Annotated in this window: 22 protein-coding genes; 13 read left to right on the top strand and 9 right to left on the bottom strand. The window is 37.1% G+C overall.

Annotated elements, in window-relative coordinates; genetic code table 11:
* Nucleotides 1–26: 26 nt before the first annotated feature.
* Together HX062_RS12175 and HX062_RS12170 are read left to right on the top strand one after the other, a co-directional pair.
* Nucleotides 27–551 (top strand): GRAM domain-containing protein, encoded by a 525-nt coding sequence (locus tag HX062_RS12175; protein WP_286467601.1) that lies wholly within the window; start codon nt 27–29, stop codon nt 549–551.
* A 48-nt stretch (nt 552–599) separates the two neighbouring features.
* Complete coding sequence (locus tag HX062_RS12170) at nt 600–1,688, top strand: DUF695 domain-containing protein (RefSeq protein ID WP_286467600.1); 1,089 nt, start codon at nt 600–602, stop codon at nt 1,686–1,688.
* Nucleotides 1,689–1,724: 36 nt separating this feature from the next.
* On the opposite strand, the gene HX062_RS12165 is transcribed toward HX062_RS12170, so the two are convergent.
* The 4 genes from HX062_RS12165 to HX062_RS12150 form a co-directional block, all read right to left on the bottom strand.
* Nucleotides 1,725–2,285: a hypothetical protein gene (locus HX062_RS12165; RefSeq protein WP_286467599.1), complete on the bottom strand. Its 561-nt coding sequence runs from the start codon at nt 2,283–2,285 to the stop codon at nt 1,725–1,727.
* A 10-nt stretch (nt 2,286–2,295) separates the two neighbouring features.
* The gene (locus HX062_RS12160; RefSeq protein WP_286467598.1) at nt 2,296–3,051 is read right to left on the bottom strand and encodes a hypothetical protein; all 756 of its coding nucleotides are present in this window, start codon (nt 3,049–3,051) and stop codon (nt 2,296–2,298) included.
* 704 nt (nt 3,052–3,755) lie between these two features.
* Entirely contained in the window at nt 3,756–4,244 is a 489-nt protein-coding gene (locus HX062_RS12155) for a hypothetical protein (RefSeq protein ID WP_286467597.1), read from the bottom strand.
* Between the two features lie 7 nt (nt 4,245–4,251).
* A complete protein-coding gene (locus tag HX062_RS12150) occupies nt 4,252–4,896 on the bottom strand; it encodes a suppressor of fused domain protein (protein WP_182626980.1) in 645 nt (214 codons plus the stop codon).
* A gap of 458 nt (nt 4,897–5,354) precedes the next feature.
* Between HX062_RS12150 and HX062_RS12145 the strand changes: the two genes are divergently transcribed.
* A complete protein-coding gene (locus HX062_RS12145) occupies nt 5,355–7,397 on the top strand; it encodes an LTA synthase family protein (protein ID WP_286467596.1) in 2,043 nt (680 codons plus the stop codon).
* 76 nt (nt 7,398–7,473) lie between these two features.
* On the top strand, nt 7,474–7,701 hold the full coding sequence (locus HX062_RS12140; RefSeq protein WP_286467595.1) for a hypothetical protein: 228 nt from the start codon (nt 7,474–7,476) through the stop codon (nt 7,699–7,701).
* Nucleotides 7,702–7,785: 84 nt separating this feature from the next.
* On the opposite strand, the gene HX062_RS12135 is transcribed toward HX062_RS12140, so the two are convergent.
* Entirely contained in the window at nt 7,786–8,136 is a 351-nt protein-coding gene (locus HX062_RS12135; RefSeq protein WP_286442186.1) for a 4Fe-4S dicluster domain-containing protein, read from the bottom strand.
* A 73-nt stretch (nt 8,137–8,209) separates the two neighbouring features.
* Here HX062_RS12135 and HX062_RS12130 point away from each other — a divergent pair, with 73 nt between their 5' ends.
* The 6 genes from HX062_RS12130 to HX062_RS12105 all read left to right on the top strand — a co-directional run bounded on the left by HX062_RS12130 (nt 8,210) and on the right by HX062_RS12105 (nt 13,161).
* The gene (locus tag HX062_RS12130) at nt 8,210–9,268 is read left to right on the top strand and encodes an acyl-CoA reductase (RefSeq protein WP_286467594.1); all 1,059 of its coding nucleotides are present in this window, start codon (nt 8,210–8,212) and stop codon (nt 9,266–9,268) included.
* Nucleotides 9,269–9,272: 4 nt separating this feature from the next.
* Nucleotides 9,273–10,340 (top strand): 3-phosphoserine/phosphohydroxythreonine transaminase, encoded by a 1,068-nt coding sequence (gene serC, locus HX062_RS12125; RefSeq protein ID WP_286467592.1) that lies wholly within the window; start codon nt 9,273–9,275, stop codon nt 10,338–10,340.
* Nucleotides 10,341–10,358: 18 nt separating this feature from the next.
* Nucleotides 10,359–11,309 (top strand): NAD(P)-dependent oxidoreductase, encoded by a 951-nt coding sequence (locus HX062_RS12120; RefSeq protein ID WP_182626976.1) that lies wholly within the window; start codon nt 10,359–10,361, stop codon nt 11,307–11,309.
* 30 nt (nt 11,310–11,339) lie between these two features.
* On the top strand, nt 11,340–11,825 hold the full coding sequence (locus HX062_RS12115) for a hypothetical protein (protein ID WP_182626975.1): 486 nt from the start codon (nt 11,340–11,342) through the stop codon (nt 11,823–11,825).
* 98 nt (nt 11,826–11,923) lie between these two features.
* Complete coding sequence (locus tag HX062_RS12110; protein WP_286467591.1) at nt 11,924–12,640, top strand: CPBP family glutamic-type intramembrane protease; 717 nt, start codon at nt 11,924–11,926, stop codon at nt 12,638–12,640.
* Nucleotides 12,641–12,711: 71 nt separating this feature from the next.
* The gene (locus HX062_RS12105) at nt 12,712–13,161 is read left to right on the top strand and encodes a GNAT family N-acetyltransferase (protein WP_286467590.1); all 450 of its coding nucleotides are present in this window, start codon (nt 12,712–12,714) and stop codon (nt 13,159–13,161) included.
* 161 nt (nt 13,162–13,322) lie between these two features.
* Here the strand turns inward: HX062_RS12105 and HX062_RS12100 are convergent, their stop codons facing one another.
* Complete coding sequence (locus HX062_RS12100) at nt 13,323–14,738, bottom strand: MATE family efflux transporter (protein WP_182626970.1); 1,416 nt, start codon at nt 14,736–14,738, stop codon at nt 13,323–13,325.
* 103 nt (nt 14,739–14,841) lie between these two features.
* Here HX062_RS12100 and HX062_RS12095 point away from each other — a divergent pair, with 103 nt between their 5' ends.
* Nucleotides 14,842–15,543, top strand: coding sequence for a pseudouridine synthase (locus HX062_RS12095; RefSeq protein WP_286467589.1), 702 nt, complete (start codon nt 14,842–14,844; stop codon nt 15,541–15,543).
* 45 nt (nt 15,544–15,588) lie between these two features.
* Here HX062_RS12095 and HX062_RS12090 read toward each other — a convergent pair whose 3' ends face one another.
* The 3 genes from HX062_RS12090 to HX062_RS12080 all read right to left on the bottom strand — a co-directional run bounded on the left by HX062_RS12090 (nt 15,589) and on the right by HX062_RS12080 (nt 17,908).
* Nucleotides 15,589–16,461: a nucleoside phosphorylase gene (locus HX062_RS12090; protein ID WP_182626967.1), complete on the bottom strand. Its 873-nt coding sequence runs from the start codon at nt 16,459–16,461 to the stop codon at nt 15,589–15,591.
* 12 nt (nt 16,462–16,473) lie between these two features.
* Nucleotides 16,474–16,821, bottom strand: coding sequence for a translation initiation factor (locus HX062_RS12085; protein ID WP_182626965.1), 348 nt, complete (start codon nt 16,819–16,821; stop codon nt 16,474–16,476).
* Between the two features lie 139 nt (nt 16,822–16,960).
* Nucleotides 16,961–17,908 (bottom strand): isopenicillin N synthase family dioxygenase, encoded by a 948-nt coding sequence (locus tag HX062_RS12080; protein WP_286467587.1) that lies wholly within the window; start codon nt 17,906–17,908, stop codon nt 16,961–16,963.
* A 305-nt stretch (nt 17,909–18,213) separates the two neighbouring features.
* On the opposite strand from HX062_RS12080, the gene HX062_RS12075 reads away from it, so the two are divergent.
* The gene (locus HX062_RS12075; protein WP_182626960.1) at nt 18,214–18,450 is read left to right on the top strand and encodes a hypothetical protein; all 237 of its coding nucleotides are present in this window, start codon (nt 18,214–18,216) and stop codon (nt 18,448–18,450) included.
* A 787-nt stretch (nt 18,451–19,237) separates the two neighbouring features.
* Nucleotides 19,238–20,011 carry a hypothetical protein gene (locus tag HX062_RS12070; RefSeq protein ID WP_182626958.1) on the top strand — a complete coding sequence of 258 codons (774 nt, stop codon included), beginning with the start codon at nt 19,238–19,240 and terminating at the stop codon, nt 20,009–20,011.
* Nucleotides 20,012–20,016 lie beyond the last annotated feature (5 nt).

The following is a 20,016-nucleotide window of genomic DNA, read 5'->3' as shown; positions in this document are numbered from 1 at the left end:
TTTACATACGAGATAAGAATTATAATATGAAAATTGGAGGAAATAGTATTAGGATAGAACCGAAGTATCAGCTGTATATCAGTTTACTTACTGGATTGGGCTACGCTATTGTATTTTATTTGTTTGAATGGGCTGATGGGGCATCCATATCTTGGATGAAGCTCCTGTTTCAGACAACTTTTTTTACTGTCTTTTGGTACCTTTTTATGTTTAAGCTGAAAATCAAAGGTAAAGAACCTTCTTTTTCGGTTTTGGATGATCAACCCATTATTTTTTATGGTGTCGCACAACAGTTAATCAAAACATCTCCCGTGGTTGGTGTATTGTATGCCACAGACGAGCAACTGACTTTTGAACCTCAAACTAAGGAATTTATATCGAGTAATTGGACAGTGGATTGGACGAATATTGAAACTATAGAAGGTGAATCCTTTATGAGGTTGTACAACCAAGGAATCCGCATTACAACCAAAGGAGGGATGACATTTAAATTTGTTGTCAATCAACCTCAAGTATGGATAGCATCCATACGTACTAAAATGAAATCATAACAATACTTCGATGGTCTTTGTATCGTTGAGGTTTATCCTACTAGTTTTATGAGTATACTAAAAAATATTTTTGCTAAAAAAGAAAATCCCATTAACTCTCCAGCTGATTTTTGGGTTTGGTTTCAAGAAAATGAACAAGCATTTTACCGCGTAGTAAAAGGGCGTGATAAAATCGAAGAAGACTTCTTTGATCGCCTAGCACCCAAATTACAAGAATTAAAAGAAGGGATTTACTTCCTTTCTGGTATGATGGATGACGAAACGGCTGAGTTGATTTTTACCCCAGATGGGATCGTTAAAAATGTAGCTTTTATCGAAGATCTAGTCGCAGCGGCTCCCTCGTTGAAGAACTGGAAATTTACGTCTTTAAAGCCTGCAGTAGACATCAGTCGATTCAATATTCGAATGAATAACTATGAGTTTTCTAAAGAGAAAATTAATTTCTACGCTGTGGAACACCCACAATACCCGGATGAAGTAGATTTAGTCATTGTATACGACGATTATACAGCAAGTGATAAAGCTGTTATTACCAATGGAGTATATATCTTTTTAGATAATTTACTGGGTGAATTAAATGCTATTACCTCTATCGATAACTTAAGCGTAATTGGACCTGACGAAGCAGCAGGAACTTTAATTCCCATTTTAAAACTAAAGGATTATTTAGTGTGGCGCGAAAAGGAGTTCATTGAAAAATACGAAGGAATGCGCTACGATACAGAAAAAGATTCTTATGTTGGGTTAGAGGGGACGTTGGAAAATGGAATGCCTTTGATTGCTTTGATTAACCGTACTATTTTAGATTGGGATGCCAAAGCCTCACATCCTTGGATCGTACGCGTAGAAATTGCGTATAAAGCCAACGAAAATGGGTTTCCAGATGAGTCGACCTACCAATTGTTGAATCAGGTGGAAGATGAGTTGATTGAAGTTTTACCCGATACTGCGGGCTATTTGAATCTCGGTAGAGAAACAGTAGATGGAAACCGAGATATATTCTTTGCTTGTAAAGATTTTAGACTTCCTGCTCGTGTTTTAGAGCAAATGAAAATGAAGTACAAAAGCGATTTTTCGCTGGGGTATGCGATTTATAAAGATAAATATTGGCAATCGTTTGAGCGATATAAAGGATAAAAACAAGGCGTTAATCGAATCGATTAACGCCTTTTTTTAGCTTGTTTGGTGCCAGTGATACGTGCCATCTAACCAATATAAGAGTCCACTTCCACAACTTTCGGGTACGCTTAGGTGTAAACTCTCATATGGGAGTGTGATTTTTTCATCTTCAGGAACGTCTTCCTCCGGGCGCAAATCTCCATTTTCATCTACAACTTCACAGATTACCGCGTTTTTTTCTTGAACGGTTATGTCTTGTGCCCAAAGTATATCTTCCATGTCTTCGGGAAGGACACGGTGAGTGGAACCATCTATAGGACCAATAATAGCAAAATCACCTGTTGCTCTTTTGACTGTAATTCCATAGCGTCCGCTGCTAGGGGATTTTACGATTTGGATGTAATCGGGTTTGCCGTCTCCATCAATATCTAAGGTGATAGTATTGGTTTGATGGTCGGGCGATAGCACATAATCGGGTTGATTTGTATGTGTTTCACTAGGTTGTACATCAACAGGAGTAGGTGCTTCCTTTACGGGTTGTTCTTTAGTTTTTTCTTGACAACTAACCAAGGTTAAAAAACTTAGTATTGCAAGTAATTGTAGGTTCTTCTTCATAAAATAGCTATTAGATCAGCTCAAAAGGATAGTTTTCTTCCAGTTGAGGATGGATGGTATTCAGTGTTTCATTAAAGGAAATTGCTATGCGTTCAGGAGGATAACCGGCATCTAACCAATCGTCTAATTGCTGAACACAAAAGGCCAATTGTAACCATTGTTCAAAGTTGAGATATAAGGGGTGTAAGCTCATCGGTTGATGGTCGTGATCGCCAAAAAAGACGTGTCCTTTTTCGTCAAATAACCAACGATCTCCTTGTCCATTTCTTGCAAATATCCAATGCGTAGACCCGTTATTTGTTTTATTTTCACTTAGTGCTTCAACGGTGTTAAATAGCGTAGTCTCAGAAGAGATAGTCGTTGTTTCTGCGCGTTTGGCAAATAATGAATAAAGCGATGGGAAAGGGAAAGCTATGTTTTTTGAGAAAGGTACTCCTGCGTCATCCTCTAGGAGCACAGTTTTAATTTCCGCTATTGTCAGTAATTTAAAATGAATTTCCGTGGCTATTTGATTCAGGGCTTTGGCTTCATCCCAACAACTGACACAAATCAGTTTGTGTTGGCAGTCAATAAACCACTGTTCGCGATCTTCTTCTGTTTGCGTGTGATTCCATGCCCTTTCACATGTATTACACCATGCATCAGGTCTGCCCATATCTCCTGTATCGTATTCAAAAAAACCTACTGCTAGACGGTTGTGTAAACTATGCGCCAAATGCGTGCACAACAAAGCCATTTCTTGTTTACCATGTATAGAACATGTCATATATTTTTCTTCCATAACGGGGATTAAATATTGTCTATCTTGCGATTTACTTCGTTTTGGTCATGGACTCCACTCAAGAATTTGAATATTTCGAATTCGATTGTCGAATCTTTGTGGTATATAAATGCCCTATAGCATACCCAATACTAGGAATAATAAAAGATAATAAAGCATTGATTAAGAGAAAGCTAAAATCTGATAGAGGCTGATTTTCGATTAATATATACCAATGCGAATTGAATCCAAGAGTTATAAAAAAAAGAGATAGGGAAGTGTTGTTTGATCCGAAGAAAGGAGCATTACCTGTTCCTCCATTGGCGATGATAAAGGCCAAAATCAGGAGCATATTGAGGATGAATGGCCATAAAACAGTCCGGTAACTTCTAAAACTCAACGCGTGAAAACAACTTGTAGAGAGAATAAAAACAAAGGCAAGGGATAATAATATATACCTATATCTGCTATCGGCATCTAAATATAGAAATAGTAGAACTCCTAGTATCGCTGCAATAAAATATGTGAAAAATGAATAATTTATTGGAGGAAGCTTTAATTTCATATAAATCGTGTTAGGTAGAAGTGAAGGTAGTGAAAAAATGAAAAAATCAGGTTTATAAGGCTAAATTTATTTGTGTTTTATTGACTCAAATTATCAGATATAACGGGCTAATGTGGTGTTGGACTATAGCCGAGTTGTATGATTGTTATTTTGTATTATCTAGTTGTATATTAGATTGGTAACTTACCATGTCATTTTGAGCAATATTTTGTTCGATCAATGTAACGTTTAACTGCTCAATCGTTGATGGAATGCTAATACTAATCTCTTGGTTGTAATTGTATCCATAGACATGGGCACTTTCCTTTCCTACACCACGTTTGGGTTCTACATAACAGACGAATGTCAATTGGTTACCCTCTATTTCTTGAATCCACTTGATCTGTTTTAACCTTCTCGCCTGATGTCCCTGTGAACTATACCACCCTTGAATTTCCAAAACGGCTTTGCGTCCCCAGAGTGATTGACGTATTTCTTTTAGGGTAATGGCAGGGTGGAGTTGAGGATTCTCTTGGTCTAATTGTTTGGTACGCGACTGGCCAACGTAGGAATACTTCGTAGGCGAAAGCGATAGAGAGGAGGTACTACAACCCATCAGGGCAAAGAAAAGGAAAGATGCAAAGTAGGATTTCACACTATTGTTATTTTCTGTCTAAATCGGTAATAAGTAAGGCGTTGCCTTCACTTAAAGTATGCAATAGTTTTTCCGTTTCTGCTAGTTTTGGATTTTCCCATAGCAGATCGAGTTCGCGTTGTGTTATTCCTACTAGCTGTAAAAAGTCGACACGACCATGTGGTGTTTCGATTGAACCGAGCTCAGGGTCTAAAACAAAAGCAAGTCCAACTAATGCAGTATCCCAGTCTAATCGAATAGGACTATTGGTGGGAATGAAGTGAAAGGCTTCAAACCACTTGCCTGACTCAAAAACGTATTTGGCAAGATTTTGCATTAAATTCATTGCCCAGTGGATATTGTTGTCTCCTTGTTTTTTAAAGCGAAAGGTCAATTCAAAACCGTAGCCACTGTAGTCGGATTCAATGGATTCTTCGTCGTAATAGAGGTTGGAAAAACCATAACTGACTAGGTGAAAGTGATCCTCTTGCTGTGTACTTTCATATACACTTAAACCATCGAGTGGATTATCGCCTCCAAGTGAAAAAGGAAGTGCATTGCCAAAATGTTGCGGCTCTTGTTCTCCATAAATTTGTTCTAATGCGGCAGTAATGCAATCCCAGCCTACGGCATCTTCTTCCTTATACGTTTGTCTATATTGTTCTATTGTCATCGCTTTTGGTTTTGTGATAAAAGTACGTCAAATCTCTAGGCAAATTATCCCTAATTCTAGGGAAATTTCGAAGGGTGCTTGTGTGCTTATTATACCTTCAGTACAGAAAAAAATCGCCCGCAATAGGAGCGAGCGATTGTAAACAAAATTGTAAGTAATCGTTTTCTTTTTCAGCGCAATTTTTCTCATTCTTACAAAGTCAAAATTCAGTTTTTTTTACAAAATGAGAAATCCCTATTTATAGTTATTTTTGAAGAATACCCCATATACGGAAAAGCAAGAAAGGAGTCGAACTAGTAAAATATAGAAAATGCAACATAAAAACTAAATATAAGGTTTACTATACGTACAGCTCGATAGTACAAGATTAAAAAGTAGGTGCATTTCTTAGTAGTTGCATTAAGTAACTGTTATTTAATTCTTACTTTTGCGAATTAAAGTATGTGAAAAAATAGAATATGAATCTCAATCTTTTTCGAAAAACGGTATATCGTGGACTGAACTATTTTTTGTTTTTTGTCTTGTTATTTGCCGTAGGGCGTTTGGTGTTTTTGTTGAGCTACGGAGCATCAGAAGTTTTTGTGCAAGAAAAGTGGAAAATAGCTGAAGCTTTTATTGTAGGTGCGCGTTTTGATGTATCTGCTATCTGTTATGGCTTTTTGCCTTTGGTTCTTTTTTGGTTAACCTCTTTGTTCATTCCCAAAAAAAATGAAGAGGGATTTAGTCGATTTTACGCCAATTTTTCACGCTACTATTTACTATTTGTAGCGATTGTTTTCCTTACCTTAATCGTAATTGATTATTTTTTCTATCAATTTTTTCAATCTCACATCAACTTGCTGTTCTTTGGAATCTTCAACGACGACACAACAGCTGTATTAACATCGGTATGGACAGATTACCCCTTGTTTGCCATTGGATTGGTCTATGTTTTAGTGATAATTGCTTGGTTGTATTGGAGTAAAAAAGTCAAAAACAAACGAGTAAATCCAGTACAACCGCGTGCAAAAATATATGCGGTGATCACCTTGTTGGTATTTCCTTTATTTTTCATTGGAATGAGGGGAAGTGTTGGTGTATTTACGTTGAGAAGAGAACATACCAATATTTCAAAAAATGAATTTGTAAATTCACTGTGTTATAATGCTTTATATTCTTTGAAGTTTGCCAATTCCGAACGAAAGGACAACGCGATTCGTCCTGATGTAGAACACGAATTAGCCTCCAATGGATTTGCAAGTGTTGAAGAGGTTCAATTGGGATATAAAGGAGATAGTGAGCGTGAATTGTTTGATCAATCGCTATTTACAAAAACAAAACACCGAGAGTTTCTTCAACAAAACCCTCCCAATGTGGTGTTTTTACAAATGGAAAGTATGAGTAACCACTACTTCGATTTGAATAGTGAAACGTTAAACTTACTAGGCGATTTAAGTGAAGAACTGCCTAATTTATACTATTTTAAAAACAGTTTATCGGCTTATAATGGGACCATTCAAACACTGGAAGACTTTTTGATTGGTACCCCAAAAACCATCATCTCTCAATCGGTATATTTCGATACCCCTTTTTCGAGTTCAATTGCTATTCCTTTCAAAAATAGCGGGTATGAAACCTATTTTTTAACAGGAGCAAGTATTTCGTGGCGAAATATCGATAATATGATTAAGCATCAAAAGTTTGATATTATTCAAGGAAAAAATTTCATCCAAGAAAAATTTCCTACCGCAGAGGAATTCGCTTGGGGCGTTCACGATGGATATCTCTTTGACTATATCCGTGAAACCCTACAAGAAACAAAAAGGCCTGCGTTTATTTTTGGATTGACCATTAGTAACCACACACCTTTCGAAGTGCCTTCATATTTCAAAAAGAAACCCATCACCATGAGTGAAGAGATGAAGAAGAAAATCCGCGTCGATGAGAAAACAGCTTACGCTAATTTTTACTCCCATCAATATGCGGCTTCTGAACTCGCTCGCTTCATCAAAGAAATTCGCAATTCTCCGTTAGGGGAAAATACAATTGTTGTAGCTTCAGGAGATCACAACATTCGCCAAGTATTTGAATATACACCAGAAGAAGGATTCTTAAAGCGAAGTGTCCCTATTTTGATGTATATTCCAGAACAGTATAAACCGGCCTTTTTTGACGCAGATGTTTTGGCTTCACACAAAGATATATTTCCTACTATATTTAATTTAGCGCTTTCCGATGCGACCTATTTTTATACGGGAGATGATCTCTTTGACCCTGAGGTAGAACACCGATTTGCCTTAAATGATTACAGTTTTATCGCCGATGATAAGGGAGCAATCGCTATTGAAAACAATCAACCCTATTACTATACCTGGAGCAATCAGCAAAAGAGAAAACTACAAGTAGGGGATAACACCTCTAGTCATGCGTTGTATTTGCAACATAAGATGCAGGCGTATACCGTAATGAAAACAGTAGAAATCTATAAAAGCATCAACCAACATCAAAATAAACACAAATAGAATTGACACTTTAACCTGCTTTTTTTTGGATTATTTTGTTTTTTTGACGCTATATAGTAAACAAAAAAATAGAATTATGAATAAGTATGTGTTAGTGATGATGATGTTGTTGGTAGGAACAACCGCATTTGCCAATTCAACTACAAGTGAAGGATTGCTTGGCGGAATAGGCTTAACAGGTTCTGTAATAGCTATTGTTGCCTCCTGGTCGCGTAATAACTCGGTACTCTGGGCTATCCTTCACGGATTTTTAGGGTGGTTTTACGTCGTTTATTTTCTATTATCCTCTAAGAAAAAGGAATAAAAAAAAGAGATTTGGTGTGATGCCAAATCTCTTTTTCTTTATAATATCTCAGCATTGAGCTGTGAATTTTTCTGCTGTCACCGACTAGTGATTGTGTAAAAAAGCTTGTCTATTCAAAAGTGTTTCTTCACTTTCGACGTGATTGTCGTCTGGAATACAACAATCAACAGGACAAACAGCAGCACATTGTGGTTCTTCGTGGAAGCCTTTACATTCTGTACACTTAGAAGGAACAATGTAGTAAAACTCGTCCGAAACAGGATCTTGAGCTGCATCAGCATCAACTTCTGTTCCATCAGGTAAAACAACACTTCCTCTTAAGGCTGTCCCGTCTTTATATCTCCAATCGTCAGCTCCCTCGTATATCGCATTGTTCGGGCACTCAGGTTCACAAGCACCGCAATTTATGCATTCGTCAGTTATAATGATTGCCATAGCTTATATTTTGTTTTTTATGTATTAACTTTGCTACAAATTTACACCCAAAACATTTCAGAAACAAATCAATATGGATTTAGAAGCTAAAAAAAAAGCATTCGTAACGTTAGGAGATTTTTTAAGACAATTTGCTACAAATGAATTTGTAAAAAGTGAAAAAGTTGAACATAATGATACTTTTTTTTCTTCATTTGAGACTCTAATCGAAACATCAGTCCACTATAATGGATGGTTTGTAAAGGAACAAGTTCTATTTGCCATTCAATCATGGGCAAATGCTTTAACAGAAGAAAATATAAACCAATGGTGCTCTGCTTATGATTTTTCAATAGAACCGTTGAAAAAAGTAGGCCTTATCTTAGCGGGAAATGTCCCTTTAGTGGGATTTCACGATCTGATTTCCGTGCTGATTTCTGGAAATATTGCCCTTGTTAAATTGTCGTCTAACGATCAAAAATTACTGCCTCTTTTAGCAGAATACCTACAAACCGTAGAACCTCAGTTTGCTGAACGCCTCGTGTTTATCACAGGAAAAATGGAAGGATTTGACGCTGTTATCGCAACGGGAAGTAATAATACCGCTCGTTATTTTGACTACTACTTTAGCAACGTACCGCATATTATTCGAAAAAATAGAAATTCAGTTGCTATATTAACTGGGGAAGAAACACCTGAACAATTGACCGAATTGAGCAAAGATATCTTTACTTATTACGGTTTAGGTTGTCGAAATGTATCTAAATTATTCGTTCCAAGAGGATACGATTTTGAGGCTTTCTTTCAAGGAATGTACGCCCAAAAGGACGTAATTTTCTATGAAAAATATGCCCATAACTACGACTATAATAAAGCCGTTTTCTTGATGAGTGAATTCAAATTGTTAGACAATGGCTTTTTGACGATCAAAGAAGACGTTTCTTACGCCTCTCCCATTTCCTCTGTGTATTATGAATATTACGACGATATGGAGGATGTAATTGAACGATTGAAAAACGATCACGAGAAAATACAGTGCATCGTTTCAAATAAACTTACTGCGGATAGTATCGCATTTGGACAAACTCAATCCCCACAACTTTGGGATTACGCTGACCAAGTGGATACACTTGCGTTTTTATTGAAACTATAAGACAATGAAAAACATACATAACTTTTGTGCAGGTCCTTGTTTATTGCCACAGACGGTGTATGAACAAGCATCACAAGCCATTCTCAATTTCGAACATACGGGAATGTCTATTTTATCCATCTCCCACCGTAGTAAGGCGTTTCTGGCGGTTTTAGAAGAGGCAAGAGCATTGAGTCTAGAATTATTAGGCCTGCAAAACAAAGGATATGTCGCGTTGTTTTTACAAGGAGGAGCAAGTATGGAATTCTTGCGTGTTCCGTATAATTTGATGCGACAAAAAGCGGGATACATCAACACAGGAACCTGGTCTGCCAAAGCCATTGAACAAGCACAACTAATGGGAGAGGTCTCCATTGTAGCAAGCTCAGAGGACCAAGCATACACCTACATCCCAAAGGAAATCCACGTAGAGGAAGCACTAGATTATTTGCATTTTACATCAAATAACACCATTTACGGTACGCAGTTTAACTATATTCCCAAAACAAATGCACCCTTGGTATGCGATATGAGCTCAGATATTTATTCCCGTGAATTTGCCTACGATCAGTTGGATTTAATCTATGCAGGAGCACAGAAAAATATAGGACCAGCAGGTGTTAGCCTTATTTTGGTCAAAGAGGAAATACTCGGAAAAACCCAACGCCTAATCCCTCAAATGATGGATTATCAAGAACATATTAATACGGATAGTTTGTATCATACCGCCAATGTATTTGCAGTATATACGTGTTTATTGAATTTTAGATGGCTGAAACAACAAGGGGGAGTAGCTGCCATTGAACGCGTTAATAATCAAAAAGCTGCTTTGCTGTATCAGACTATTGACCAATTGGATTTTGTAAACGGCGTAGCTGCAGTTGAAGATCGATCAAAGATGAATGTAACGTTTCGCTTTGCAGAAGAACAAATGAATCAAGTGTTTGATCAACTATGTACACAAGCCAATATCGAAAACGTAAAAGGACATCGATCTGTTGGAGGATATCGAGCATCGTTGTATAATGCTGTTCCACTCGAAAGTGTAGCTGCACTAACAACGGTTATGCACCAAATGAAGACGAAGGTCTAACGAATAAAAAAGAACACGATGAGAGTATTAGCCAATGATGGTATACCAGAAGATATCAAACACAATTTAGAAACTTTCGGTTTTGAAGTAAAAGAGGTACGCGTAGCCCATGAGCAATTGGTGGCCTATACCCAAAAAAATGAAATCGATATACTTTTAATTCAACAAGGAACCTTGTTGACCAAACGCATGATTGACGAACTCAATCATCTAAAAGCAATTGTCTTTGCTGGAGTGACAGTCAATTTAGAAAGTATTGATCACATTAAGAGCAATGGAATTAGCGTTATTTGGGCAGAAGAAGCGTTGGCTAATGCCACGGCAGAAATGGTCTTAGCGCACTTGTTTAGCGGTGCAAGGTTGTTGCAAGAAGCCAATAGAAATATGCCCTTAGAAGGAGATACGATGTTTAAATCTCTACAGCAATCGTATAGTTCAGGAGTTGAACTATCAGGAAAGACTTTGGGGATAATAGGGATGAATTTAGCAGGGCAATTGCTCGCACAAAAGGCATTGGGACTAGGGATGCATGTGGTGTATAGCGATAGTGCTACACCAAAAGTAAAGGCAGCGTTCGAATTGCCTAATGGCCTTGTATTTCCAATTGATTTGGAAGCTATTCCCCTGAGCGAATTAGCTGCTCAAGCTCATTTTATTTCTATTCACACAAAGTATTTCCAACGTTATGTAGTGAATAAAGACACTTTTGAGCAAGCAGTTAACCTAATTGGTATTGTGAATTGTGCTTATCCTGAGGCAATTAATGAAGTCGATTTAGTCGATGAGGTAAACAAAGAAACTATCCTTTTTGCTGGATTAGATCGCTTTGAAGAGGAACCCCATCCGGCAATACAAGTACTCATGCAACCAGCGTTTTCACTTTCACCAAATATTGGAACAGCAACACACGAAAGCCAACATGATATTTGGAGTGAAATACAAAATAAAATGCGAGAATTATTAAATTAATTGCGTAGATTTATTCAAAAAACAAATAGTATGTTAGAGCAAATAACAAAATTGATTGAACAAGTATCTGCTAAGGAAGTAAGTGGATCAGCTATCTCTAGTGATTTAACCGGAGCCGTTACCAAAGAAACAGGCGACAGTATTATCAACGGTTTCAAAGATAGTATCAGTAGTGGTAATATCGGCGGATTAACTGATCTATTGAGTGGAGGAGTTAGCAACTTAACTTCCAATCCAATGGTATCGGGAATGATTGGAAATCTCGTTTCAGGTTTGACAGAGAAAATTGGATTGCCAGAAGGAGTGGCATCAAACTTTGCAGATACTGTAATTCCATCGGTAATTGAAATGATCGTATCTAAAGTACAAGGCGGAGAAAGTGGATTTCAACTTACAGATTTACTAAGCGGTTTAAGCGAGGGTAATGGAGGAGGACTAAAAGATATGTTAGGTTCTTTAACAGGAGGAAAAGAAGGTCTTGGTGGGGCTATAGATGCATTGAAAGGATTGTTCTAGTTGATAGAGACACAAGATAAAAAAAAGCCAAAAGGAATTTCTTTTGGCTTTTTTTATTGTATCTTTTTACTACCTTGATTGTCTATAAATAAAAAAAAATGTCTACCCGTCAATTACTGCTTGATTTCCTGTCTTTTTTGCGAAGACCTACTACTGAAAAAAGTTCCCATACACCTGCACAAGCAATTGTACACCTGTTCCGTTTATGGTGTTGCCTATTTGTATTTATCATATTTGGTGGTGTTTTGGTCGATTCTATTATTGATGTGCCACAACACGATCGATTTGAGGAAGTAATGCAGCAAATTGGCATAGCCGGATTTATTGTATTCGCTGTGTTAATCGGTCCTTTATTGGAAGAGGTAGCCTTTCGATTAGCCATGCGTTTTCGCTTGCGCTATGTGTTAGTAGGCGCAGTGGCCTTTGTCCTGTATATGGGGCAAGCCGCTTCTGCAGTAATCGAAAAATATACGGAAAATGGAATGCTGTACTTCACCCTGCTACTCATACTAGCACTGGTTGCTTTCATCAGTGTATGCTTCAAATATACAGCAGCAATGGCTAAGGGATGGAATACTTACTTTCCCTTGATCTTTTATGGCTTGTCCTTTTCTTTTGCCTTAATCCACATTTTTAATTTTGAAGATTTTCCCATACGTGTCATCCTTTTAGCTCCAATTATTACCCTGCCTCAATTTATTCTAGGATTGGGAATGGGGTATTTGCGCATGCGTTTTGGATTTTGGTATGGTTATCTCTTTCACGTTTTAAACAATGGCTTCGCTATAAGCGTATTTTTATTGTTGCCCCATTAAGTGGATATAACTAAAAAAAGGAGAGGGAGAAAATCACATAAATACGTACTTTTGTTTAAAATTTTCAAGATATGAATAGCATTCATTGGCACACAAAAGCATTTGAGGAATTGACATTGGATGAGTTGTATGATATCATGCAATTGCGCACCAATATTTTTGTAGTGGAACAAAATTGTCCTTATCCTGAATTGGATGGTAAAGATAAAAATTGCCTACATGTATTTGCAACACAACACGGAAAGGTAATTGCTTATGCTCGAATTGTTCCACCGGGACTGAGTTATAAAGAAATTTCAATTGGTAGAGTTGTCGTGGATCAAGCACATAGAAAAGACGGATTAGGCAAAATCTTACTCGCCCTAACCATCGAAAAAATTGAAGAAGAATTTGACCAACAGCCTATTCAAATCGGAGCGCAAACCTACTTAAAGAAGTTCTACAGCTCGTTTGGCTTTGAGACTGTTTCAGCAGAGTATTTGGAAGATGGCATACCTCATGTAGATATGATTCGCAAGTAGTGAACAGCATGGGGCGCATGATATACTAAAAAGGGAATGGCTTGTAATTGCAAGCCATTCCCTTTTTAGTATATCATTTTACGTTTGGTGGATTAGTCTATTTCAAACAGTGTTTTTTAGATGAAGATTGGTCTAAGTATTTCTCATTCAACCCCTAACTATTACACTTGTTTCAGTTTCCATTTTCCTCGTTTAAAAGCAATAAAAGCTAATACTGCGATGAGTGTTTCCGCAGCAGGAATAGCAATAAAAACACCTTCGGCTCCCCAGTTAAAATAGTAAACAAGAGCGTAAGCTAGTGGAATTTGGAAGAGCCAGAATCCTACAAAGTTAAGAATGGAAGGCGTAAGCGTGTCGCCTGCACCGTTAAAGGCATTCATTAGCGTCATTCCTATTCCGTAAAAAACAAAACCACTGGCACCTATGTACATCGCTAGAATAGCAACCGATTTGATGTCCTCTTGTGTCGTAAAGATAGAGGCTAGGTAATCTGCCATGGTAAAGAAGATTACGGTTACAACTAGCATGTAGATTACGTTGTATTTTAGGGTTGTCATAACGGATTGAGCGGCGCGTTGTGGATCTTTATTTCCCAAGTGTTGCCCAACTAAAGTAGAGGCAGCATTGCTCAATCCCCAAGCGGGTAAAATAAAGAAAATCATTAAGCGCAAGCAAGTCAAGAAACCAGACGACCCGATTTCACCACTACTCTGAGCGACAATGCGGGCTAAAATCACCCAGCTACACGTTGAAATCATGTATTGGACCATGCCAGGGATAGCTATTTTTAAAATGTGCCAAACCTTTTCCCCTTGCATTTTAAAGTACTGCCATTTCAGTTGAATTAACGAGTCTTTACGCGTTAAGAAGTAAATTTGATACAATACTCCCGCACTGCGTCCGATCGCTGTGGAATATGCCGCACCGTCTAACCCCATTTCAGGAAATATCCACCAACCTCTCACGAGAATAGGGCACAGCACAATATTGATAAGATTCCCTAACCACAAACTCTTCATGGCAATCGCTGCATTTCCTGCGCCTCGAAAAATACCATTGATTAAAAAGAGCATCATGATGGATACACAACTCACCAATAGGATACGCGTATAGTTGTAGCCATAGGCTGCAGATTCCGCTGAGGCACCCATCCAAATCAACCAATCTTTGGCGTAAATAAAGCCAAAGAAACTCAAAATAATTGTGATAATTGAAGCGATAGAAATTGCTTGTGCCGCATGAATAGACGCTTGTTCCCTGTCTTTCTCTCCTATACGACGCGCAATAATTGCCGTGGCAGCCATGCTAATCCCAATGCAAATCGCATATATAATCGATAGTAGAGACTCTGTTAACCCTACCGTTTGTATGGCATAGGCGCTCTCTTTCAGGTGACCGACAAAATACAAATCAACTAAAGCAAAAACCGATTCCATCAGCATCTCAAACATCATGGGAATCGCCAATAAAAGCACCGCTTTATTCGTTGGAATCTTTGTTAAGTCTAGATTTTCATTGGAAAAGGATTGCTTGATAAGTGCAAAAAAACCTGTTTTTGAAGATACTTCGGTCGTCATAGGAAAGGTAAAAAAGTTAGCAAATGTATCATTTTATTTAAAAACTAGCGCATATATTATACCAATGGCTTTGGTAGTAATCAAGTTGAAGTATCTTTGCGAGATGTTAGAAATTTTGTATCAAGATCAATATGTAGTAGCTATTAATAAACCTCGTGATTTATTGGTGCACAAGTCGTTTATAGCCAGTGATATCCAAGAGTATGCCGTACAGCTTTTGCGCGATCAAATAGGGCAATACGTCTATCCCGTTCATCGATTAGACCGAAAAACCTCAGGAGTATTGTTATTTGCTTTGGACAAAGAAGTTTTAAAGCAGCTCAATGCTATTTTTGCTACGCGGCAGGTTGAGAAAAAGTATTTGGCTATAGTACGTGGTTATACTGTGGATGAAGAAACAATAGACTATGCGCTGACTAATGACAGCGGTCAAGTGCAAGAGGCAAAAACGTATTATAAAACGCTAGAGCGCGTGGAGGTGGCTATTCCCTTCGGAAAACATGCAACTTCGCGTTATTCTTTAGTTGAAGCCTATCCAGAAACTGGGCGTCAACACCAGTTGCGCAAGCATTTTAAACATATTTTTCACCCTATTCTAGGAAGCCGTCCACATGGATGCAACAAGCAAAATAAACTGTGGTTGGATCAATTTGGCTTAACCGCTATGCTGCTACACGCTGTAGCGCTGACTTTTGAACACCCTGTGACCAAAGAGCACATTCACCTAACAGCGACCCTAGATGAACAGTACGAATTGTACAATGCCCATTTAGGATTTAACTTGCAAGCGTATTATAAAAAATAAAAAAAGCGCAGCCAAACTGCGCTTTTTTATGAAAAGAATACTAAACTATATTTTGCTTAATTTATCTAATGTGTATAGAATCAATTGATCAACTGCTGCATACGGATCTTCCGAAAAAGTGCCATTGGCGCGGTTGGCAATGATTGTGTTTAAAGAAACAGCGTGATGTCCTAGCAATTTCGCTAAACCATAAATTGCAGAGGTTTCCATTTCAAAATTGGTAATGCGGTAGTCGTTAAACGCAAAATTGTCAATTTTGTGGTTCAAGGCTGGATCTTGAATAGGTAAACGCAATACGCGTCCTTGTGGCCCGTAGAATCCACCCGCAGTTCCCGTAATTCCTTTGAATGTTTGCTCACTGCTCAATTGCTCCTCCAACCAAGGACTATTCTGAATAAAGTAGGGGCGTCCTTTTCTTAAATCCCATTGTGTATGAGCAATAAAAGCCTCCTCCATGGCATAATCAGTAATATCCTCAATCAGGTAGGAACGCATCATATTGTCCAAGCCTAATCCATATTGAGAGAGAACGAAACTATTGACAGGAATATCCGCTTGCAGAGAACCAGAAGTTCCAATGCGAACAATATTTACCGAAGTCAGGTCTTTTTTAATTTCCCTTGTCTCTAAATCAATGTTGAATAAAGCGTCAATTTCATTGACAACAATATCAATGTTATCCGGTCCAATCCCTGTTGAAATTACAGAAAAACGCTTGCCCTTGTACGTTCCAGTATGCGTTTTAAACTCCCTTTTTTGCGTTGAAAATTCAATCGTATCAAAATGTCTTGAGATTCGATCTACGCGATTCTGATCGCCAACAAAAATGATGTTTTCCGCTAAGTGTTCGGGTCTTAAATTCAAATGGTATACACTGCCATCCGGATTTAAAATAAGTTCAGATGATTTTATTTTCATGCTCTTTATTTTTTAACCGCCTACACGTTTTACTTTGTAGCCTTTCTTTTGTAAATACTCCATGATCTTATCGCGAAAATTACCCTGAATGATAATCTCACTGTCTTTGGCACTTCCTCCAACGCCACAAAGTGTTTTCAACTCTTTAGCTAGCGCCTTTAAATCGTCGTCATTTCCTTCAAAACCTTTAATAATTGTGGCAATTTTACCCCCTCTATTTTTTTTGTCTAAATGAGCTTCTAATCGTTGCTCCTGGGGAGGTAGGGTGTCAATTCCTTCATCTTGACTCAATTCAAAGTCCTTATTGGTTGAAAAAACAAAACCACCAAGATCTTCTAAACTGCTGATTTTTTTTGCCATTTTACTTACTAGGTTTTAGGTATCAAATTTATTGCTATCATTCAAAGGTAATAAAAAAAGGTAAAATGGGAGAGGAGAAAGTGGAAAATGGAAAGGGGAGAGTTAGTATTTCCTCCCCCCAGTTCCCATCACCAAAATATTATTTTATTAATCCCAGTTCAACTAAGCGTTGGTGTAGAAATTCACCTGCTGTAATGTCGTCGAATTTTTTTGGATGTGTCTCATCGATACAGTTTTCTAAACAATCCAAAGGCATATCGCTCACGGGATGCATGAAGAAAGGAATAGAAAATCTCGAGGTACCCCATAGTTCTCTAGGAGGATTCACCACTTGGTGAATAGTTGATTTTAAGCGGTTATTCGAATGTCTAGACAACATATCCCCAACGTTGATCACTAATTCATCATCTGCTGCGATAGCGTCAATCCATTCGCCCTTGTGATTCTGTACTTGTAATCCTTTTCCCTGTGCCCCCATTAATAAGGTAATCAAGTTGATGTCGCCATGGGCTGCTGCGCGAACCGCATTTTTAGGTTCATGCGTGATAGGTGGGTAGTGGATTGGACGTAAAATACTGTTTCCGTTTTTGACAAATTTGTCAAAGTAAAATTCTTCAAGTCCCAAGTAAAGTGCCAATGCTCTTAACACGTATACTCCTGTTTTTTCAAGCATTTGATACGTTTGCTTTCCGATGGGGTTAAACTGTGGCAGCTCCTCTACCACAACGTTGGCAGGATAGCTTTTTTCCAGTTCAGCATTGTTCTCTACATACTGTCCAAAGTGGAAAAACTCTTTTAAGTCACCTTCAGATCGCCCTTTGGCGTGCTCTTTACCAAAAGATACATATCCCCTTTGGCCTCCAATGCCTGGGATTTCGTATTTTTTCTTGGTCTCTAAGGGAAGGTTGAAAAAATTGCGGACTTCTGTGTAGAGATTCTCAACTAATTGATCGTCTAAGAAGTGTCCTTTTAATGCTACGAATCCAATTTCTTCGTAGGCTTGGCCGATTTCATTTACAAACTTTTGTTTACGTACCGGGTCATCCGATAGGAAATCACGTAAGTTAACACTAGGAATGTTTTGCATTGTCTAAGTTGTTAGTTGCTCTTACTGTTTTATAGAAAGCAAAAGTAGGTAAAATACATCATAGTATGGAACTATAACATTTATTTAATAGTGTATAACAAATAGACGTTTCGCCACTATATCCTTTTTGTAATTATATTTTTAGTACGTATTAAATCAAAAGAGGTAAAAAAACGAATTTAATTTCACATATGTTCTTTTATTTATAGGTTTTTACGCGAGATATACGAACTATTTTTAGCGCAAAATATGAATTGTCTGATTTTTTTTTTAAATTTCGATAGAATTAAATAAAAAAGATAGTTATGAAATTACCAATTGTATTAAAATCAAATGAATTTGTGGTGTTAGTTACTGTTGATATAGATCCAAAGTATGAGTTAAAAGAAATGGACCCTTTTTATGCAAGTTTGCCAAAAAGCTTTAAGCCTATTTTTCAGAAAATGGACAATTCAACGATTCGCGTGTATTGCATTAGCAATAATGAAGATGATTTAATGTTTTGTTTACGTCAAACAGGATATAAAACTACTTTACTATAGCGATGGCATCACTCCTGTATTTTAAAAGACATAATTTATTGTTTTAAACTGTTTCTCCCTTTGGTGCAAACAGTTTTTTTTATTTTATAATAAACTGAAAAAGCAAGCACAACATAAAATAGCAATGTTGAAGAACGAAAAAAAACTTTGCTTTTGAGTATATTATTTCCCTTTTTAACTGTTTGATATCTTGTGTTCTATTACTGCTATATTCTTGCTACAGTTGAGAACAACTGTATTGTTGTTTTCTTCTTTTCTCCCTGGGGCATTCTGACATAAAAACATTATGCACACCCAATACATCGTAAAAAGGCTTTCTTTTATTCAAATAAAAAAAATGATGAAGGTGAAATAATAGCAAGTAGTTCTCGTTATATAAAAAGAAGATTACCCCAACTCCTCTGTTTTAGTTTTTAGTAAAAAATAGTGTAAAATGAGAACTTTGCTTTGCTTTTTTCCCTGTTTTGTAGAAATGCAACAGCTGCCTTAAATAAAAAGAGGATTTCCTTTTTGATTTTATTAAGGGGAACCGTTATAAGCTACGTTAAAATTGTTAATTAGCTAAGAGAGTGGTTTTTTATACTCGTTTACAAGTATTTGTTAAATTATTGATTTTATCTTTTATTTTTAAGTAATATTATTTTTTTATTTACAATAATTTATTTAATTTTATACTTGAAACTCTAAAATAATGAGTAATAAAAGTTAAATTATTACTAAATAAAAAAAGTTGGTTTTTTTTGGTATGTTGTTTGGGTTTATCTTTGTAACGTAAAAGATTGAGAATATGATATTGGCTTTAACTGTTTCGTTATTTCCCTCTTGTGGAAGTGATAATTTAACTGAAAAAGGGCAGAAAGAAAATGATACAAAGCAACTGGATCTCTTGAAAAAAGAAGATTCAGAGGGAGTGTTTTTTAAGATACTAGCACAAGATTCGTTGCAAACGATTACCATCAGTAAAAAGGGAATTGTGTACGCTAGTTTAAAACCCAATGTAAAAATTGTTTTTCCTTATGAGGAACCACTGATTGAAGGTGAGGGTAGGGTGTACCGTTCAGCTAGTGCGAATGAAAAAATTGAGATCGTCATTTACAAAGACGATAGTGCTCGCTCTTTTTTAGACGGTAGATTTGATCATTCGGTGGCCGTGAGTTTAAGTAAGAAAGACGGAATTGAAACTGACTTTGCATGTTTTGGACACTACTTATACGATAAAAAATTATCGGGTAACTGGGTGTTCAAAGCCTTTGAAAATAAGAAAATTGAAGAACTGGGTATTAATCAAATTCCTTTAGTGTGTATTGATGTCAATACGCGTAGTTTTTCTGGCAGCGGTGGCAATCACATGATTTATGGTGATCTGCGCTGTGAAGGCGATAACATCGCTTTCAAAATTGTACTCTCCCCTGATTATGTTTCATTAAACGAGAGCAGAGAAAAAGAATTGTTAGAAATTCTTGAAGAGTGCGATCGCTATGAATTAGATGGAGATGATTTGAATTTATTTATAGGAGAAGATCTAAAATTGCAGTTTTTTAGAGATACCTATAACGTATAACATTG

The organism is Myroides sp. DF42-4-2 (assembly GCF_030326445.1).
In the GTDB taxonomy this organism is placed as follows: Bacteria; Bacteroidota; Bacteroidia; order Flavobacteriales; family Flavobacteriaceae; genus Flavobacterium.
Note: the sequence above shows the minus strand (reverse complement) of the source record. Positions and strands in the feature narration are given on the sequence as shown.

What these genes read in the sequence shown, in the direction of transcription:
- HX062_RS12105 (WP_286467590.1), top strand. Translation starts at nt 12,712, where the DNA reads ATGAATAGCATTCATTGGCACACAAAAGCATTTGAGGAATTGACATTG.
- HX062_RS12135 (WP_286442186.1), bottom strand. Translation starts at nt 8,136, where the DNA reads ATGGCAATCATTATAACTGACGAATGCATAAATTGCGGTGCTTGTGAA.
- HX062_RS12140 (WP_286467595.1), top strand. Translation starts at nt 7,474, where the DNA reads ATGAATAAGTATGTGTTAGTGATGATGATGTTGTTGGTAGGAACAACC.
- HX062_RS12170 (WP_286467600.1), top strand. Translation starts at nt 600, where the DNA reads ATGAGTATACTAAAAAATATTTTTGCTAAAAAAGAAAATCCCATTAAC.
- HX062_RS12145 (WP_286467596.1), top strand. Translation starts at nt 5,355, where the DNA reads ATGAATCTCAATCTTTTTCGAAAAACGGTATATCGTGGACTGAACTAT.
- HX062_RS12120 (WP_182626976.1), top strand. Translation starts at nt 10,359, where the DNA reads ATGAGAGTATTAGCCAATGATGGTATACCAGAAGATATCAAACACAAT.
- HX062_RS12090 (WP_182626967.1), bottom strand. Translation starts at nt 16,461, where the DNA reads ATGAAAATAAAATCATCTGAACTTATTTTAAATCCGGATGGCAGTGTA.
- HX062_RS12110 (WP_286467591.1), top strand. Translation starts at nt 11,924, where the DNA reads ATGTCTACCCGTCAATTACTGCTTGATTTCCTGTCTTTTTTGCGAAGA.
- HX062_RS12085 (WP_182626965.1), bottom strand. Translation starts at nt 16,821, where the DNA reads ATGGCAAAAAAAATCAGCAGTTTAGAAGATCTTGGTGGTTTTGTTTTT.
- HX062_RS12130 (WP_286467594.1), top strand. Translation starts at nt 8,210, where the DNA reads ATGGATTTAGAAGCTAAAAAAAAAGCATTCGTAACGTTAGGAGATTTT.
- HX062_RS12070 (WP_182626958.1), top strand. Translation starts at nt 19,238, where the DNA reads ATGATATTGGCTTTAACTGTTTCGTTATTTCCCTCTTGTGGAAGTGAT.
- HX062_RS12095 (WP_286467589.1), top strand. Translation starts at nt 14,842, where the DNA reads ATGTTAGAAATTTTGTATCAAGATCAATATGTAGTAGCTATTAATAAA.
- HX062_RS12160 (WP_286467598.1), bottom strand. Translation starts at nt 3,051, where the DNA reads ATGACATGTTCTATACATGGTAAACAAGAAATGGCTTTGTTGTGCACG.
- HX062_RS12075 (WP_182626960.1), top strand. Translation starts at nt 18,214, where the DNA reads ATGAAATTACCAATTGTATTAAAATCAAATGAATTTGTGGTGTTAGTT.
- HX062_RS12150 (WP_182626980.1), bottom strand. Translation starts at nt 4,896, where the DNA reads ATGACAATAGAACAATATAGACAAACGTATAAGGAAGAAGATGCCGTA.
- HX062_RS12115 (WP_182626975.1), top strand. Translation starts at nt 11,340, where the DNA reads ATGTTAGAGCAAATAACAAAATTGATTGAACAAGTATCTGCTAAGGAA.
- HX062_RS12100 (WP_182626970.1), bottom strand. Translation starts at nt 14,738, where the DNA reads ATGACGACCGAAGTATCTTCAAAAACAGGTTTTTTTGCACTTATCAAG.
- HX062_RS12080 (WP_286467587.1), bottom strand. Translation starts at nt 17,908, where the DNA reads ATGCAAAACATTCCTAGTGTTAACTTACGTGATTTCCTATCGGATGAC.
- HX062_RS12165 (WP_286467599.1), bottom strand. Translation starts at nt 2,285, where the DNA reads ATGAAGAAGAACCTACAATTACTTGCAATACTAAGTTTTTTAACCTTG.
- serC (WP_286467592.1), top strand. Translation starts at nt 9,273, where the DNA reads ATGAAAAACATACATAACTTTTGTGCAGGTCCTTGTTTATTGCCACAG.
- HX062_RS12175 (WP_286467601.1), top strand. Translation starts at nt 27, where the DNA reads ATGAAAATTGGAGGAAATAGTATTAGGATAGAACCGAAGTATCAGCTG.